13 protein-coding genes and 1 pseudogene are annotated in these 18,739 nt (G+C 46.4%); 8 read left to right on the forward strand and 6 right to left on the reverse strand.

The genetic code is table 11. The annotated features are described in order from the left end of the window. The first annotated feature begins 35 nt into the window (after positions 1-35). The 5 genes and pseudogenes from xseA to ggt all read left to right on the forward strand — a co-directional run bounded on the left by xseA (position 36) and on the right by ggt (position 6,730). Positions 36-1,562 carry an exodeoxyribonuclease VII large subunit gene (gene xseA / locus DLE54_RS06280; RefSeq protein WP_110816621.1) on the forward strand — a complete coding sequence of 509 codons (1,527 nt, stop codon included), beginning with the start codon at positions 36-38 and terminating at the stop codon, positions 1,560-1,562. 79 nt (positions 1,563-1,641) lie between these two features. Continuing rightward, positions 1,642-1,851, forward strand: a pseudogene (gene xseB, locus DLE54_RS06285) (exodeoxyribonuclease VII small subunit); the annotation flags it as partial. A 277-nt stretch (positions 1,852-2,128) separates the two neighbouring features. Further along, entirely contained in the window at positions 2,129-3,487 is a 1,359-nt protein-coding gene (locus tag DLE54_RS06290) for a GntP family permease (protein ID WP_110816622.1), read from the forward strand. An 86-nt stretch (positions 3,488-3,573) separates the two neighbouring features. Beyond that, complete coding sequence (locus tag DLE54_RS06295; RefSeq protein WP_110816623.1) at positions 3,574-4,767, forward strand: glycerate kinase; 1,194 nt, start codon at positions 3,574-3,576, stop codon at positions 4,765-4,767. A 109-nt stretch (positions 4,768-4,876) separates the two neighbouring features. After that, positions 4,877-6,730: a gamma-glutamyltransferase gene (ggt, locus tag DLE54_RS06300; protein ID WP_197708880.1), complete on the forward strand. Its 1,854-nt coding sequence runs from the start codon at positions 4,877-4,879 to the stop codon at positions 6,728-6,730. 23 nt (positions 6,731-6,753) lie between these two features. On the opposite strand, the gene msrAB is transcribed toward ggt, so the two are convergent. The 6 genes from msrAB to DLE54_RS06330 all read right to left on the reverse strand — a co-directional run bounded on the left by msrAB (position 6,754) and on the right by DLE54_RS06330 (position 14,866). After that, complete coding sequence (gene msrAB, locus DLE54_RS06305; RefSeq protein WP_110816624.1) at positions 6,754-8,526, reverse strand: bifunctional peptide-methionine (S)-S-oxide reductase MsrA/peptide-methionine (R)-S-oxide reductase MsrB; 1,773 nt, start codon at positions 8,524-8,526, stop codon at positions 6,754-6,756. 156 nt (positions 8,527-8,682) lie between these two features. Then, on the reverse strand, positions 8,683-9,564 hold the full coding sequence (locus DLE54_RS06310) for an ATP-binding cassette domain-containing protein (RefSeq protein ID WP_110816625.1): 882 nt from the start codon (positions 9,562-9,564) through the stop codon (positions 8,683-8,685). Between the two features lie 53 nt (positions 9,565-9,617). Next, entirely contained in the window at positions 9,618-11,576 is a 1,959-nt protein-coding gene (locus tag DLE54_RS06315) for a glycine betaine ABC transporter substrate-binding protein (RefSeq protein ID WP_110816626.1), read from the reverse strand. Between the two features lie 224 nt (positions 11,577-11,800). Continuing rightward, on the reverse strand, positions 11,801-12,217 hold the full coding sequence (arfB, locus tag DLE54_RS06320) for an alternative ribosome rescue aminoacyl-tRNA hydrolase ArfB (RefSeq protein ID WP_011960618.1): 417 nt from the start codon (positions 12,215-12,217) through the stop codon (positions 11,801-11,803). 161 nt (positions 12,218-12,378) lie between these two features. Next, the gene (locus DLE54_RS06325; protein WP_110816627.1) at positions 12,379-13,791 is read right to left on the reverse strand and encodes a coniferyl aldehyde dehydrogenase; all 1,413 of its coding nucleotides are present in this window, start codon (positions 13,789-13,791) and stop codon (positions 12,379-12,381) included. 196 nt (positions 13,792-13,987) lie between these two features. Next, positions 13,988-14,866 (reverse strand): SDR family NAD(P)-dependent oxidoreductase, encoded by an 879-nt coding sequence (locus DLE54_RS06330; RefSeq protein ID WP_110816628.1) that lies wholly within the window; start codon positions 14,864-14,866, stop codon positions 13,988-13,990. A 236-nt stretch (positions 14,867-15,102) separates the two neighbouring features. Here DLE54_RS06330 and lipB point away from each other — a divergent pair, with 236 nt between their 5' ends. The 3 genes from lipB (at position 15,103) to ilvD (ending at position 18,647) form a co-directional block, all read left to right on the forward strand. Next, positions 15,103-15,906: a lipoyl(octanoyl) transferase LipB gene (gene lipB / locus DLE54_RS06335; protein ID WP_413775355.1), complete on the forward strand. Its 804-nt coding sequence runs from the start codon at positions 15,103-15,105 to the stop codon at positions 15,904-15,906. A gap of 26 nt (positions 15,907-15,932) precedes the next feature. After that, the gene (locus tag DLE54_RS06340) at positions 15,933-16,616 is read left to right on the forward strand and encodes a hypothetical protein (RefSeq protein ID WP_110816629.1); all 684 of its coding nucleotides are present in this window, start codon (positions 15,933-15,935) and stop codon (positions 16,614-16,616) included. A 126-nt stretch (positions 16,617-16,742) separates the two neighbouring features. Further along, entirely contained in the window at positions 16,743-18,647 is a 1,905-nt protein-coding gene (gene ilvD, locus DLE54_RS06345) for a dihydroxy-acid dehydratase (RefSeq protein WP_110816630.1), read from the forward strand. The last annotated feature ends 92 nt before the right edge of the window (positions 18,648-18,739 follow it).

An 18,739-nucleotide genomic window follows, 5' to 3' on the forward strand; every position in this document is an offset into this window, starting at 1 on the left:
GAACCTTAACCTCTTTTTTGATATAGACTGATATTATGCCTAAGCCAGACTTATCTCGCCTTGATATACCAGACGCGGACAATAGCGACTTTGATACCCAAGACATAAAAAGCGAGATGCTCATCGATCCGATTGACGATGAATTAGAAAATACCGTGCTTAGGCTCAGTGATTATTTAGCAGCCGTTGAGCTGGTGGTTAAAGAAACGTTTCGCCACAGCGTTTGGGTCAAAGCTGAGATTCGTAATTTATCCAGCAAAGGTGGACATTATTACTTTGAGTTGGCTGAAAAAGATGACGAGGGCAAAGTTATTGCCAGTTGCCGCGGTAACTTATGGCGCTTTAAAGCGGCCAGAGTATTGACCAAGTTCGAGCGCGCCACCGGCATGAAGCTTGACAGAGATGTCACTGTTTTACTCAATGTGAGCGCCACCTTCCATCCTTTATATGGCTTTTCGCTAGCCATTAATGATATAGATCCCAGCTACACTTTAGGCGATTTGGCGCGTCAATATGCCGCCATGCTTGAGCAGTTAAGCGCTGAAGGACTCTTGAATTTAAATAAGCAAGTCCCGCCGCCATTTGATATCGAGCATGTGCTGGTTATCGCCCCTGAAAAGGCCGCCGGTCTGGGTGATTTTCAAGCTGATGCCAATAGGCTTGAGGACACAGGTGCCTGTCACTTTCACTATCATCACGCCACTTTCCAAGGCAATCATGCCCCCAAAGAGATCCGCCATGCCATTACCAAAGGCATGCTTGTCTCCAAAAAACAGTACGAGCGACTGCCCGATGTCATGGTCATTATCCGTGGTGGTGGCGCCGTTGGTGACTTATCCTACCTTAATGATTATGAATTGGCCGCTTTGGTTGCTGAGCAGCCCATTCCCGTCTGGGTCGGTATCGGTCACGAGCGTGACAATGTCATCTTGGATGAGGTAGCGCACACCAGCTTTGATACCCCGTCTAAAGTCATTGCCGGTATCACCAATCACCTTGCCAGCCTAATGCAGCGCACCCAAGACTATGCCGATGCCATTCAACACATCAGCCAGCAGCAGCTTAATCAAGCGGCAATGGCCACCGAACGTCAGTTTAGCACCATTCAAAATTCAAGCAGCTATAACCTGCAGCGCTGGCAACACTTAAGCGACTCACATTTTAATAGTATCAAGCAGCATGCCAAGTTTGAGCTTCGTGAAGCAAGTATGACGGCCAAAACCAATATGCAGCGTATCCAGCAGCTAAGCTATAGCCATTTATCTCGTGCCAATGCGTCAATGGACAGCCTGTATCAAGCCCTAAAAAATAGCAGTTATAAACGACTCGATGATGCTGAAAGGCAAGTACGTTATTACCAACAAGTGGTCTTAATTCAGAACCCAGCCCGCTTACTTGACCAAGGCTATGCGTTTGTCCAAAACTTGGATAATAAATACCTAAGCTCGGTAGCTACTGTTGAAAAAGGTGACTTTTTGAAGATTGCTATGAGTGACGGTGAGCTCAAAGCGGTGGTCTATAAGGTTACCACACTTCCAAATGTTGAATCTGACCAAAGCTAATTGATGCTTATTGACTCTTTTGCTCTTATCTTAATGCTTAATATATTGTAAATCTATCAACCCCTATAAGGACTTTATTATGGCCACACGTACCCGCAAAAAAACCACGCCAAAAACATTTAAAGAAGCCTATCAAATTCTAAAGATTAATGCCGAAGAGCTGCAAAACTCAAATGAGCCCGATATTGATAATCTGATGAATACCGTAGAGCAATCTATCGCCGCTTATAAAGTATGCCAAGCACGCATTGAAGCGGTACAGCAAGCACTTGATGCAGCCTTTGATGAAGATGGGACAACCGCTGATTTGCAAAAAAATGCAGACCCTGCTTTAAAGCCGGATGCAAAGACAAACTCAGCTCAAGAGATACAGACTCAAGTTTCTGAGGAGGATGCTGAATAAGGGGCAACGATAAGTGGTGCTTTAACCCTTACATTTGTTTTGCCTCAGTTTTTATTGTTTTAACGTGGATTAATCTGCCATCACTTATTTATTGCAGCCTATTGATTGAGTGCTGTTACTTTCTAAATCAACAAAAATAGCATTAGATTGCTCAGGATTCTTTATGATTGTATTTTGGTTATTGATGACCATCGTTTTTATTATTTTTACCACTGCTAAGCTAAAATGGCATCCGTTTTTGGTCTTAATTTTATCTGCGTTTTTGGTTGCGATGTTTTATCAAGTACCCATTGCCGATGTCGCCAAAATTATCTCCGAAGGCTTTGGGGGAATTTTAGGCTATATAGGTCTGGTCATCGTATTTGGTACCATCATTGGTTTAATCCTAGAAAAATCTGGTGCAGCAATTGTTATGGCCGAGGCTGTTATCAAGCTCATTGGTAAACGTTTTCCTACCTTGACCATGTCTGTGGTCGGTGCTGTGGTGTCTATTCCTGTATTTTGTGATTCAGGCTTCGTTATTTTAAACTCACTAAAAGAGTCGTTAGCCAAAAGCATGAAGGTATCAAGCGTAGCAATGAGTGTGGCCTTGGCAACTGGCCTATATGCTACCCATACTTTCGTACCACCAACGCCCGGACCCATTGCCGCTGCAGGCAATTTGGGTCTTGAATCAAACTTAGGTTTGGTCATTATGGTCGGTGTTGTGGTTACTTTTGTGGCAGTAATGGCTGGCTGGTGGTGGTCCAACCGCTTTTTAAATGTTGAACCAGATAATATAGAAGCTATCGAGACATTAGAGGCTATTCAGCCTGAAAACCAAAAAACCCGTGCTGATTATCCACACATGCCCTCAGCTACCATGGCTTTCTTACCAATCATCGTACCGATTATCTTAATTTGCTTGTCATCAGTAGCTAACTTCCCAACTGCACCTTTAGGTAGTGGCTTATTTATTGACCTGCTTATCTTCGTAGGCAATCCATTAACGGCGTTATTAATTGGTTTATTTCTATCTTTCTTATTAATTAAAGGTAATGATAAAACACAACAAGTGAGCCAATCTATCTCAGAAGGCTTGGTCATTGCTGCACCAATTTTATTAATCACAGGTGCTGGTGGCGCGTTCGGTGCTATGTTGAAAGCCACTCCTATTGGGGATTATCTAGGCACTACTTTGTCGGCGCTGGGTCTTGGTATCTTCATGCCCTTTATTGTGTCAGCCGCCTTAAAGACAGCACAAGGCTCAACTACTGTAGCCCTAGTTACTACCTCAGCCATGGTAGCCCCACTATTGGGGCAAATTGGTCTAGACAGTGAGCTTGGCCGAGTATTCACCGTAATGGCCATCGGTGCTGGCGCTATGACCATCTCTCACGCCAATGACAGCTTCTTTTGGATTGTCAGTCAATTTAGCCGCATGAGTGTGTCACAAGCTTATAAAGCACATTCTGTAGCGACAGGTATCCAAGGGGTAACCAGTATTATCTTTATTTGGCTACTGACTTTGGTGTTTTTATAATTATTTTATAGTCTGGTAATCCATAAAAGCGTCATCGACATGACCAAGTTTTATTATCTATTTGTCTTTTGAGTACCCCACTGCCCATGAATATTTTAATTGCCCCTGACTCATTCAAAGAAAGCTTAGACGCCATTGGTGTGTGCCGTGCTATTCAAGAAGGGTTTAGCCAAGTTTATCCTGAAGCCAATTACACCCTATTGCCTTTAGCCGATGGCGGCGAAGGCACCTCTGAAGTATTGTCTTATGTACTCGATGGACAGTGGCGAGAGATTGACGTGCATGATCCGTTAATGCGCGCCATTACCGCCAAATACTTGCTCACCGCTGATGCCACTGCCGTTATCGAGATCGCTGAAGCTTGCGGACTGCATTTATTGGCAGATCATGAGCGAAATCCACTCATCGCCAGCAGTTATGGCGTGGGAGAAATGATCCTCGATGCCATTAACCAAGGGGCAAAGCAGATCTTAATTGGACTTGGCGGCAGTGCGACCAATGATGCTGGCACAGGTATGCTACAGGCTTTGGGCGTTAAGATCTTAGATGCGTCTGGCAAGCTGTTGCCGCCAGGGGGTGCCAGCCTTATTCATACTCACAGTATTGACCGTACCGCGCTACATGTATTGTCTGATATCAAGATCACTGTCGCCTGCGATGTGACCAGCCCGCTATGTGGCTCTACGGGTGCCAGTCATGTCTTTGCACCACAAAAAGGTGCTACCCCTGAGCAAGTGCTAAGCTTAGATCAAGCTTTATCGCATTTTGCTGATGTGTGTCAAACCCAGAGCATCTGCGCCGATAGCTGCCGTGTCTCTGCAGGCGCAGGTGCAGCAGGTGGACTTGGCTTTGGGCTAATGGCTTTTTGTGCCGCTGAATTAAAATCCGGCTTTGATACCATTGCTGATGCGGTGGCCCTAGACAAGCACTTGACCACAGCAAGCTTAGCCATTACCGGTGAGGGTAAGCTTGACCCACAGACTGCTATGGGTAAGGTGGCCAGTGGCGTGGCCAGACAAGCTCGAGCACATAATGTACCGGTAATGGCAATTTGTGGTAGTGTGGATCGTCATTATTCGTTACACTCAAAGCCGAGTGCCAGCGTTTGTGCTGACTCTAATGCCAAAGCATTTGCCATGTCACCTTTTGATGTGGTTGTGCCCAGTATTCAAAAACTAGACAGCTTAGATAAAGTCATGGCTGAAGCGTATTCTAATGTGGCACATACCGCTTATCAGTTAGCGGTTACTTTAAAAATTGGCCAACAGCTCAACCTATAGTTTGGTTAACTTTAATGAGAGTTTAATGAGCTTTTAATCAACTTTGCCATTGTGTCATATCGCGCCAGCATGACCGCATCAAGCCACTCATGGAAGAGAGGATTGTTCGATGAAAAAACACCCATTACCGTCTTATCACAAGCTGGTTACCGCTTTAGCGTTATCCAGCTTATTAAGTTTCGGATTTGGCTCAACTGCGGCGGCTGACACCCAAGCGCTACAGATCTTTGAAACCAAAACCTTAAAAGCCCTTCCCCCCTCTAGCCAGACAACTGCTCTTAAACCCACGAGCACCACGGCAAGCTTAGATGACACTGCTATATTTTCACCCGATGCCATTCACCACCCGCTATGGGCAAAAAATGGCATGGTGGCATCTCAAGAAGCACTGGCTTCAGAGATTGGCTTGCAAATCCTCAAAGATGGCGGCAATGCAGTAGATGCCGCCGTGGCTGTCGGCTTTGCATTGGCAGTCACCTTACCGCGCGCAGGCAATATCGGTGGTGGTGGCTTTATGATGATTTATGATGCCAAAACCGGTAAAACTGTGGCTCTGGATTATCGTGAAAAGGCGCCGATTAAGGCATACAAGGACATGTATCTGGGCGCAGATGGAGAAGCAGACGCTGAGCTGTCTCGCTATCATGGTTTGGCTGTTGGCGTACCAGGTACCGTGGCAGGCCTGGTCACAGCACTTGAGCAATTTGGCAGTATGCCGCTAAGTAAAGTCATGGCACCCGCCATTGACTTAGCTGAGAATGGCATTGAGGTGACACCTGGCCTGGCTGATTCATTGAACGCCTTAGAGGACAGACTAAAAAAATGGCCCAGTACGGCTAAGATATTCTTTAAGCCCGACGGCAGTGCTTATGACGTCGGCGAGCGTTTGTATCAGCCACAGCTTGCCGCCTCGCTTAAGCTCATTGCCAAACAAGGTGCCGATGGATTTTATAAAAGCAAAACAGCACAGCAAATCGTCAAAGCAGTTAATGAAGCAGGCGGTATCATGAGCCTACAAGACTTTGCTAATTACAAAGCGGTGATGCGTGAGCCTGTACGTGGTACCTACCGCGGCTATGAGATTGCCTCTATGCCGCCACCATCATCGGGGGGTGCCCACATTGTGCAGATTCTTAATATCTTGGAGGGTTATCCGCTTAAGGACTATGGGCAAAACAGTGCCCAGACCATTCATTTAATGTCTGAGGCGATGCAATTGGCCTATGCAGATCGTGCAGAGTATTTGGGTGATTCAGACTTTATCGATGTTCCCCTATCTGGTATTACTTCTAAGACTTATGCTCAGAAGCTTCGAGCAAAGATTAATCCCAATAAAGCCACCCCTGCTAGCCAAGTTAAGCCAGACAACCCTGTCCCTTACGAAAGCGATGAGACCACGCACTTCTCTATTGTCGATAAATATGGCAATGCGGTGGCCAATACCTATACCCTAAACTTCTCTTATGGCACCGGCCTAGTCGCTGAAGGCACAGGGATCTTATTAAATAACGAAATGGATGACTTCTCGGCCAAACCTGGCACCGCAAATGCTTATGGCTTATTGGGTAATGACGCCAATGCTGTTGCTGCCAGCAAGCGCCCGCTGTCCTCTATGAGCCCGACAATAGTCTTTAAAGACAATCAGCCTTACATAGTAACTGGCAGTCCAGGTGGTAGCCGTATTATCACCACAGTGACTCAGATAATCTCCAACGTCATTGACCATGACATGAACATTGCGGACGCCACTCATGCTCCGCGTATCCATGATCAGTGGATGCCGGATGAAATTCGTATTGAAAAAGCGCTTAATGTGGACACCATCCGCAAGCTTGAATCCATGGGCCATAAGATATCTCCAAAAGAGACCATGGGCTCTACTCAATCCATCATGGTAACCCCAAAAGGCAAATATGGGGCCACTGATCCAAGACAGGTAGATGCTGCAGTAGTGGGCTACTAATCAGCCACTAATTAAACGAGTATTTACTTAACCGCCACTTGATCGACAAAAACGCCGTAGCCTGACTGCGGCATTTTATCGACTGGAATAAACTGTAGCGCGCCGCCATTGATACAGTAGCGCAGACCTGTTTTATCTTTTGGGCCATCATTAAAGACATGACCCAGATGTGAGTCAGCCACGCGCGAACGTACTTCAGTGCGCACCATATTAAAGGCCATGTCCTTATGTTCAGTAACTACTTCAGGGGCAATCGGCTGCCAAAAGCTTGGCCACCCACAGCCTGAGTCATACTTATGAGTGGATAAGAACAAGGGCTCACCGCTCACCACATCCACATAGATACCTGGCGCAAATAAATGATCGTATTCATGACTAAAAGCGCGCTCAGTACCTGCCTTTTGGGTAATGTCATACTGCGCCTTAGTTAGGGTGTTTTTTAACGCATCTTTATCAAAATTTGCATAACGCTTGGGGTTAAGTGCTTCAGCAACTGTATTGGCCGCCGCCAACTTGACTGTTTTATTGGTTGACTGTAGCTTATCGTCCGCTAGACTTAAATCAATATGACAATAGCCATTGGGGTTTTTAGCCAAGTAATCTTGATGATACTCTTCGGCCAATGAGAAGTTTTGTAAGGGCTGGTGCTCAACCACAATTGGCTTAGTATATTTAGATTTAATAGAAGCTAACGCCTTGTCAACTGCTGCTTTATCGGACGCATCAGTATAATAAATACCGGTACGATATTGCACACCACGGTCGTTGCCTTGTTTGTTCAGACTGGTCGGGTCAATTACCCTTAGATAGTACTTTAAAACCGTTTCCAAATCGATTTTATCAGCGTCATAGACTACTTTGACCGTCTCAGCATGACCAGACCCAGCGATCACTTGCTCGTAGCTTGGGTCAGTCACTTTTGGGTTGCCATTGGCATAGCCAGAGATGGCATCTACGACCCCATCAACTCGCTCCATATAGGCCTCTAGCCCCCAAAAACAGCCTCCTGCCAAATAAATGGTCTTGGTATTAATCGGCGTGCCAGCTGAATTGTAATACACCCCGTTTTTATTATTAGGACTACCAGACTTAGCGCTTGCTGTACTATCAGCGCCCGTTTGAGTGGGCTTGGCTTTGCTATTTTTAAGCGCTGCAAAATCATTGTCTGCGTTTTCAGCTAACGCATACGCCTGCTCTTTGCTCAAGTTACCTTTAATCAGGCGCACCAGATTACCGCGCTTATCCAAAATAGCCCAGCTTGGATACACTTGCACGCCCAGCTGTTTAATTAAGCTGCCCGAGCTGTCCGCTAATACCGGCAACTTAGGATAATCTGCCTGCACGCCTGCATACCACTGAGTAAAGTCTGCCGCTTGTTTTTCATTCAGATGGCCAGGGCTTGCCACCGTGACCACATTGAGTCCGTCAAAGGCGTTATCTTTACGCCAGCTTTCGGTCTCCTCAAGCGTCCCTAAACAAAGCGGACACCAACTTGCCCAAAACTTCACCAAAGTTGGCTTATTAGGATCCAAGACCTCAGCCCCATTACGCCCAAGGCCTTGGGTTAGCTGTGGCAAAGCCTTTAGTTGGTTAAGCACGTCGCTTGGCAGCATATCACGGCTGTCAGTAACCCCTGTGTTCGAAGATTCTGCTGTGGGTTTGGGCGTGTTATCTTGAGATACTTTGCCGCAGGCAGGCAATAAGGTGCCACTGGCGACTATAAAGCCGGTTAGAATGACAAGGCGCTTTAATTGCGGGCGCTTGTCAGCGGGTGTTTGAGTGGCTGAGTGTGACATGGGCATAGGGCCTTTTTATTTGCTTAGGCTATTTTACCTAAGCTATTTATAGTGATAACCTGTAGGCTATGTCATTATAATGGCGGCTGTTGATGTAGATTGCAAAGGCTGATTTGTGCAAAATACAAGCCTGCAATATAACTACCACATAAGAGGTCAGCCTCTGGCCACCATAAAGCGTTCCACATACGCATCGGCAGGATGCGCCTTTAATTGCTGCGGTGTGCCTGTTTGTACCAAACGTCCCCCATTTAAGATACTGATACGACTACCCAGCCTAATCGCCTCATCAATGTCATGGGTGATAAATACGATAGTTTTATTAAGCTTATGCTGCAGCTCAAGCAATTGGTCTTGCAATTGACCACGAATTAACGGGTCAAGTGCTGAGAAGGCCTCATCCATTAAGATAATGGGCGTATCTACCGCTAGGGCGCGCGCCAAGCCCACTCGCTGCTGCATACCGCCTGATAGCTCATCAGGATAGCTCGTCTCTATGCCCTCTAATCCCACCTCATGCAACCAATGACGTGCTATCTCATGACGCTTGGACTTGGTCATTTTTCGTACCCGCAGTCCATACGCCACATTTTGAATCACAGTCATGTGCGGCACTAAGCCAAAATGCTGAAACACCATGCTGACATTGTTCTGACGAAACTGCTGTAATGGCTTATCGCTTAGGCTTATCACATTAATCACTTTCGGCTGATCAGAGATATGCTCAGCACCGTCTAAATAATCAGCGCTCCCCACACTGTGCTGAGTGTCTATCCAGATTTTGCCGTCAGTTGGGTCAATAAGCCGATTAATATGACGAATTAAAGTGGACTTACCGGAGCCTGATAGCCCCATAATACAGTGCAGCTCGCCCGCCTCTATACTCAAATTAATATCATATAAGCCTACCGAATATCCGGTCTGCTCACGCACTTCACTGCTGCTCATGCCCTGCTGTAACAGGCTAAGCACTTGCTTAGCCTCATTTGGCGTGGCATCAAAAACTTTACTGACGTTTTGTAATTGAATGTGGCTCATGGCGGTCATCTTTTGCTAAATGAATAAAAACTAAATAGGGCGAATAAAGTGGGTTAAGGCGACAGCTTATGACTGTGGTTTGAGTGCCGAAGCTCATCACGTGCGCGCCGTCCTTGCCCAAAGGCTTGAGTGATACGATCAATAATAATCGCCATAATCACAATGGCGGTGCCTGCCTGCAAACCTTGACCGATATTTAGCGTCTGAATCGATTGCAGCACATCCTCCCCAAGCCCTGGCGCCCCAATCATAGAGGCCAGTACCACCATCGACAGCGACATCATGACCGCCTGATTGATGCCGGCCATAATACTGGGTAGTGCTTGTGGCAATTTGATCCAAATTAGCAGCTGTTTGTGATTGCTACCAAAAGAGCGGCCGGCCTCTATCATCTCATGTGGCACTTGCTTAATACCCAGCATGGTCAGACGAATCAGTGGCGGTAAGGCATAAATAATGGTGGCAAATAAGGCAGGTACTTTACCAATACCAAATAGCATGAGCACTGGAATTAAATACACAAAGCTTGGCATGGTCTGCATCACATCGAGCACCGGAGTGACTACTTTTCTTAAGCTGCTACTGCCGGCCATTAAGATACCCATGGGAATACCCACGACCATAGTCACAATTACCGACACAATCAGCAGCGCCATGGTCTGCACCAAAGCAGGCCACAGTCCAAACGCACCAATTAAGAACAAACCAAGCGCACAACTCACCGCAAACCAAATCTTTCGGGTTGCCAGCCAGCCCAACAGCGCCACTAAGCCAATAATCAGCCACGGCGGTGTCAGATGCATAAGCTTTTCTATCGGCAGTAACAAATAGGTCAAGGTGCCGTGGCTAATTGACCGAAATACAGTGCCAAAGTTTTGTACCACATAGCTAAGTGAGTTATTTAATTGATTTTCAAATGACCACTCAGGAAACCCGCTCAAAGCTGCCGCACTAGTATTGATAGGGTTAGCACCCATATTAGTACCCTTGTCAGCTGTAGAGCCATCTAAAGATACGTTAAGCGCTGTGGCTAACTTTTGTGCTGCTTCAGGTGTCACCCATTGCTGCCATAGCTTAGGGTTCTGTTGTAAAAACAGACGGGCTTGCGCCTCCCCACTGCGCTTATTCTCACTCATCTGCAAAATAGCGCCGTTTAGGGTATCAGGGGCGAACTGTACTTTTTTAAAGGCAGTGGCCAGCTGTGGATAGGTATTTATAAAAGGGGTGGAGACCGCAATCCCTAGATTGGATACCGGAAAACCTGACACACAGTCGGTCTGACTCTCTGCATCAAGCAGCTTATCCCAACACAGCTCATCGTGTTTGGCAAAAGTAAGTTCAGCAAAGTCATATTTGGCCATAAGACCGGTTGGCTGCCAGTAATAAAACAACAAAGGCCTGCGCTGCTCAAAGGCTGAAGCTATCGCAGCATCTAGCGCCGCACCGGTGCCTGGATGGACGTTATTAAATTTTATGCCCTCACTATTGGGTGTGGTCAAGCCGGTGTTTTTTAGCAAATGCGTATTAAATATCTCACAAGTCCACCCCGTGGGACAATTTAAAAATCGCGCATTGGTAGGGTCTTCAGGATCGGTGAATAGATGGGCATATTTAGGTAAATCTTGATAGCTTTTTAGCCCAGGATTGTCATCAAGGACGTATTTGGGCACATACCAACCTTGAGTAGCACCGCCCTGTAACGTATCCCCAATGACGGCAGCCTTATTTGCGGCAATCGCCTCCTCCATGATAGGCGAGCGCCCCACCCACTGCTCGCCAATCACTTGTATGTCATCTTGTGCCAATGCCGTCTCTAACGCAGGGCCTGCACCCGGCACCAGATCGGTATCACAACCATAGCCATCTTCTGCGATGATTTGTAGCACAGAGGAGATAAATTGGCCACTCTCCCAAGTTAAGGAGCCAAACTTCACCGGCTTGCCATCGCCTGCACCACAAGCGGCCATAACCGGCGCAGACCACATAGACAGACACAGTAGCAGCAAGCCCATCAGGGAATAATGTTTGATAGAGCGAGGGTAATGCAATTTAAGTGGGCGCAAGGGAGTACCTATTTTATTATGGGAATCAAAATTTTTTTATATCATTGTGAAAAATATCTATATTGTTTATACCGTAATCTGTTAAAAATTACCAATACAGAGTGTAGCGTTACACTTGATGATCACTAAACAACGCCTGCCCCACAGCCTGCCCCTCAAGCCAGCATTGTGTCCTACTCAAAATCGACCTTACCACGTAGCGCCTTGGTTCTGCCGCGCTGCACTTTACTGTCGGTACGTTTGCGTTTGGCACTGCGGCTAGGCTTGGTCGGTGTTCGAGTTTTGCTAACCTCAGTACCCTTTTTTATAAAGTCTTTTAAGCGCTCAATAGCATCAAGTTTATTGCGCTCTTGGGTGCGGTGCTGCTGCGCTTTTATAATAAGCACGCCCTCTTTGCTAATGCGGCTGTCTTTGCTATCAAGCAACCGCTGCTTGACAGCATCACTCAGACTTGAGGCAACAATATCAAAGCGCAGATGAATGGCAGAGGACACCTTATTCACATTTTGGCCACCCGCGCCTTGCGCCCGCATTGGGTGAAGCTCGACCTCTTTGTCGGTTAAATGAATATGTTTATTGATAACAATCATAATTTCCTTTTATCTCTTTGTTTTAGTTAGGTTTTGGTGTTGATCATAGCTATCAAAAACAAAGGCCCCTCTATGATAGAAGGGCCTTTTATGAGACTAATATAGACTTGGTAAATTGGGTGTGGTTATTGTCTTGAGTCTCTTAGGTTAATTCACAACCTTTACTTAGACAAAAAGTCCAACCCTTTTCTAAATAAGTCGCTATAAGGCGGCAACATGATGTTTAGCGCATTGAATTTTGATTGCACAAACACCGGCTTCATGTGACTTAGACGCTCAAAACCTGCTTGACCATGATAAGCACCCATGCCTGAATGACCCACACCACCAAAGGGCAGCTCATGCTGAGCCACGTGCATAATCACTTCATTAATGGCCACACCGCCCGATACGGTATAATTACGCACATACTCAATATCTGAATTGTCCTCGCCAAAGATATATAATGCCAAAGGTCTGGGACGGCTATTGATAAACTCTACCGCATCACGCACCCCATTGACATGCACTAGCGGAATAATCGGTGCAAACAGCTCATTTTGCATAACCTCACTGTCAGGGGCTGGATTAAGTACCGCTACCGGCGGCATAAACTGGGTATCTGCATTGGCCGCGATGTCGGTTAACGGGACCAGTTGCTCATGTGGCAATTTCTCAAGATAGCCTTGCACCCGCTTAAACTGACTGGCATTAATAATACGTGTATAGTCAGCATTGTTGGCAATATCTGGATAATGGTTAATCATCCACTCTTTAGCAAGCTTCACAAACTTGCTGTGCAGATTGGAATGAATAAGCACATAATCCGGCGCAATACAGGTTTGGCCAGCATTAAGCGTCTTACCCATCATAATACGATTAACCACTGTCTCTAAATTGGCATCTTCTAGTACCACAACTGGAGATTTGCCGCCAAGCTCTAAAGTTACTGGGGTTAAATTCGGCGCTGCTGCCGCCATAACCTGCTTACCCACATTGGTCGATCCAGTATAGAGCAGATGATCAAATGGCAAGCCACTAAAGGCCACTGCCAAATCTAACTCACCGACTGCCACAGACACCACATCAGACGGAAAATATTCAGCCACCGCTTCGGCAAAGGTTTCGGCAAATAACGGCGCCGATTCACTCATTTTTATCATAATACGGTTGCCTGCAGTCAGCGCATCAATCATTGGGCCGACAGCTAAAAACAGCGGATAATTCCAAGGCACCATAATACCCACCAACCCTAAAGGCTGCGGCTGAAGCTCATTATGGGCAGGGCGGTAAAAGGTAGAAATAGACACGCGGCGGGTCTTCATCCAAGACTTGCCATGTTTTTTGGCATGCGCGATGCCTTGTAAGCTTGGAAAAATTTCTGCAAACTGAGTTTCATCTTGGCTACGATTGCCAAAATCTTGGCTAATCACTTCGGCAAAACGCTTTTTGTTTTCGGTAAGCATCGCCGACAAACTATTTAATAAAGCCTCTCTATCTGACCAGTCGTTAATGGGCTTTTTTCGAGTCAGCTCACGCATATGCTCAAATTGAGCGTTCAATTGCTCAGTGGTCTTAACTATACTTTGACTCATTCAAATATCCTTTTGATGGTTGTGAGTAAATTTATGCAGCATAACGCGATAATCCAAGAGTGAACAACCCGTTATGATCCGGCCAATAACACCAAGCTTTAGCTAAACATAGGTTAACTTAAACTAATGACTAAAAAAGATAGCATAAATAAGAGTCGTATTCTGCTTTAAATCATTCATATAACGTAATAAATTATTAATGTGGCTCACCAGGCAAAATCCGAGCAAAGGCTCTTTGAAGCACATTGGGCTTCGCATTTTCCTGCTTAGCGGCCTTAAAGTCTGGGAAAATGCGATAGCCCAAAGACTGAATACCTAAGTTAAATTTGGGCACTAAAGAATAGGTGGCTGATGCAAAACGGCCCATGTTGCTTGAGATGCTGACCGGCTTTTCGATAATGGCCTTGGCCACCAAGTTTGCCGCTTCTTGCGGGCTTAGCGCGGGCATGTAGTTGTACATCTTGGTCGGTGCAATCATAGGCGTACGCACCAGAGGCATATAAATAGAAGTCAGATGGATTTTTTTGCCTTTTACTTCAGCAGCCACACAGCGGCTGAACGCATCAAGGGCAGCTTTTGATGCCACATAGGCCGAAAAACGAGGCGTATTGGCCAGTACCCCAATCGATGAGATATTAATAATCTGACCCTTTTTGCGCTTTATCATACCTGGAATAAACTCTAACACCAACTTAACGGCACCAAAATAGTTGATGCTCATGGTCCGCTCAAAGTCATGAAAGCGATCGATTGACTCATTAACAGAGCGGCGGATTGAGCGGCCTGCATTATTGACTAAGATATCTACATGCTTTTGCTCTTTTAAAATCTGTTGGGCTGTCTCTACAATGGCGTCCATGTCCGTTAAGTCACAGCTATAGATACTGGCCTTACCGGCAAAGGCTGTAATTTTGGCCTGTACTGCTTCAAGCTTATCGACAGATCGGGCAATTAAAATCACATGCGCGCCCGCCTCTGCTAGCAAGTAAGCGGTGCTCTCGCCAATACCACTAGAGCCCCCAGTGATTACGATGTTTTTGTTTTTTACAGCTTTACGTAAGGCAGATTTTTTCATTGAACAAAGTCCTTTTAAGGCATCGACTGCATGGAATCGATACAACAAAGTAGAAGAATTAGGAAGACAACAGGTTTACAAATAATACAGAGCAAAGTCAAACAAAGGTCATAACATGAAAGTTTTGGTCGCTTATGCGACACTTAAAAAAAGCAATCAATATAGCAGTGTTCAGCTATGGCGAGCTCGATGACCCCATGATATGCTATAACCTCCAAATAAAACAATAGCTGATTATGATTTCTACTCACAACCAAACCCAAAGCGACGCTATAGGCGACGCCAAAGCGCCAAGCGCTTTTAAGTTACGTACCTTAATTGATGCCGATTATGAGCAGACGCACGCTGCTATGCTGAGCCATACTTTAAAGCGTATCGAACAAAAACGCCAAGGCATTATCACCCCCGATGAGCTGTGGATTGTCGAGCATAAGGATGTCTATACCCTCGGTCAAGCCGGCAAAGAAGAGCACATATTACAGCGCGGTGATACACCCATTATCCATACCGATCGTGGTGGCCAAGTCACCTGGCATGGCAAAGGGCAATTGGTCATTTATTGGCTAATTGACTTAAATAATGCCGGCTGGTCGGTGCGAGACTTGGTATCACATGCAGAGCAAAGCATTGAAGATGTGTTAAATGCGGTATTAAGCCGTCAGCCAGCCGCTACAGAGTTTTATGCCAAAGCCCGTAAAGATGCGCCCGGTGTTTATATTTATAACAAAGATGAGCTGATGCTCGGTAAGATTGCCTCATTGGGCTTTAAGATTAAGCACGGCTTTAGCTACCACGGCATTGCCCTAAACCTCACTTGTGATCTGGGTGCCTTTAATGCCATTAACCCTTGTGGTTATGCCGGCATGCAAATGCTTAGATTGGCTGATTTTGTGGCGTTAAATAGCATTGACACTTCCCCATATCATGGCTTTGAGGTGCTGCCAGACGCCGTCACTGAGCTTGAGGTGACCAAGCTGCTGCTGACGAATATTATCCAGCGTGATATGGGTGCCATTTCTTTGCGCAGCGCTGCTCCTTAATTCTACGCTACTTTTGAGAGCCTGTTATGAATACAGATTTCCCCGCCCCTAATTTACAAGCATCCCATCTGAGCCTAACGGATGCACCAAAGCTCACCGCCGATCCTAACACCTTGATACTCAATGACTTACTCACCAATGATACGCCGTGGCAGATTCACAATTGCAAAATTATTGACAAAAGCATCAGTCAAGATGAGAAGTTGCCATTTTTATATCATTATGATGCGCTAAGCGATGATATTAAGTCCGCTCATCCCCTAAATGCTGAGCTATTAAAACAGTTTCAAACCCCTATGTTTGCCGCAGACGCGGCCAAACTTATAGGCATCAGTGAGGACTTGGTAAAAACCCCTTGGCAAGTAAAAGTCACCGGCACCTTAGTGATGTTTTGTGATCGGTTGCAAATTGCACTGCGCCTAAAATTCACCAACACGGCTAAAGATCGTGATCCTATTTATACCCAACATAAAGCCGAGGCCCTACAAGCCTCTATGCAAGATTGGCACTTTTATGGCGATGTGTTTGTACTTAATAAAAGCACTCAGCCTTTAGTAGTCACAGCAGAGGATGAGTGGATGGCGCTTGAGCGCTTAGAGGGCTATCAGGCACTACCGGCTCAATATGCGCTGACAATATTGGCATTACTTGAGGATCAAAAACCACAACTTACCCAATTACAAGAGGCCATTGAGCTCCGCTTGGTCTAATATTTTTTGAGTTAAATCATAATTTTAATTTATACTTAATCAATATTTTTTGCTTTAACCAAATCTGTGTTTATAGGTTACAATACCTATTGAGTAATTCAATACCTAAGATAAAAAGGATGTTATATGCAATACCGCTCTAAGACCTCAACTTCAGGCCGCAATATGGCTGGTGCCCGTGCATTATGGCGTGCCACAGGTATGACTGATGGTGACTTTGATAAGCCAATTATCGCCATTGCCAACTCCTTCACCCAGTTTGTTCCAGGTCACGTCCATCTAAAAGACATGGGCCAACTGGTTGCCCGTGAGATTGAGCGTGTGGGCGGGGTTGCCAAAGAATTTAACACCATCGCGGTCGATGATGGCATTGCCATGGGTCACAGCGGTATGCTGTACTCCTTGCCAAGCCGTGACTTAATCGCAGATTCTGTAGAGTATATGGTCAATGCCCACTGCGCAGATGCGCTAGTGTGTATCTCCAACTGTGACAAAATCACCCCAGGTATGTTAATGGCAGCCATGCGCCTAAACATCCCAGTTATCTTTGTCTCGGGTGGCCCTATGGAGGCCGGCAAGGTATTGGCTGAAGATTTAGCGCCCAGTCATAATCTTGATTCCCCCGTCAATGAAGACGGCAAAAAAATCCGTAAGCTTGACCTTGTTGATGCCATGATTGACGCCGCTGATGACAACGTAAGCGATGCTGACGTGTTAGAGATTGAGCGCTCCGCTTGCCCAACGTGCGGCTCATGCTCAGGCATGTTCACTGCCAACTCAATGAACTGCTTAACCGAAGCCTTAGGTCTATCTTTGCCCGGTAACGGTTCATTGCTAGCCACTCATGCCAAGCGTGAAGCCCTGTTCTTAGAAGCCGGTCGCCGTATTGTTGATTTAGCAAAACGCCGCTATGAGCAGGACGATGAGTCAACCCTGCCACGCTCTATTGCCACCAAAGAAGCCTTTGAAAATGCCATGAGCCTTGATATCGCAATGGGCGGCTCAACCAATACCATCTTGCATTTATTGGCCGCTGCGCATGAAGCGGAAGTTGACTTTAAAATGGCCGATATCGATCAGTTAAGTCGCCGCGTGCCTTGCTTATCAAAAGTGGCGCCTGCTACCCAAAAATACCATATGGAAGATGTGCACCGTGCCGGTGGTGTACTCGCCATTTTGGCTGAGCTAAATCGTGCCGGTCTATTGCACACAAACTTGCCAACCGTTCACGCCAAGACCTTGCAAGAAGCGCTTGAGATGTGGGATGTGATGAATACTGATCATCCCAATCATGAAGCGGCACGTGATTTGTATATCGCAGCACCAGGCGGCGTACGTACCACCCAAGCTTTCTCACAAAATAAAGCCTGGTCCAATCTGGATCTAAACCGTGAGTCTGGCTGTATCCGCTCTGCCGAGCATGCTTATTCTAAAGACGGCGGTCTGGCCGTATTGTTCGGTAACATTGCTGAGCGTGGCTGCGTGGTAAAAACTGCTGGCGTTGATGACAGCATCCTAACCTTTACTGGCCGTGCCCGTGTGTTTGAGTCACAAGATGACGCCGTAGAGGCCATCTTGGCGGACAAAGTCGTGGCCGGTGATATTGTCATTATCCGTTATGAAGGCCCGAAAGGTGGCCCAGGCATGCAAGAGATGCTCTACCCGACTTCTTACTTAAAATCAAAAGGCTTGGGTAAAGAGTGTGCGCTATTAACCGATGGCCGCTTCTCAGGGGGCACCTCGGGTCTATCAATCGGCCATGCCAGCCCGGAAGCTGCCGAAGGTGGCGCTATTGGTCTAGTAAATGAGGGTGATACCATCCACATCGACATTCCAAATCGCAGCATTAACCTGGAGGTCTCTGACAGTGAGCTTGCCCGCCGCCGTGAAGAGATGGAAGCACGTGGTAGCAAAGCTTGGAAACCTGAAAGTCGCGAGCGCCATGTCAGTCAAGCCCTACGTGCCTACGCCGCCATGACCACCAGTGCGGATACCGGTGCGGTACGTGATGTGAGTCAAGTTGAACGTTAATACGCTGTAAAATGAATAAAAACTCAAAAAAAAGCCAGCCGATGCTGGCTTTTTTTGTACAGTGTTAGGCCACAGCTTATTTTAGGCCAGAC

This window comes from Psychrobacter sp. YP14 (assembly GCF_003209315.1).
Lineage (GTDB): Bacteria > Pseudomonadota > Gammaproteobacteria > Pseudomonadales > Moraxellaceae > Psychrobacter > Psychrobacter raelei.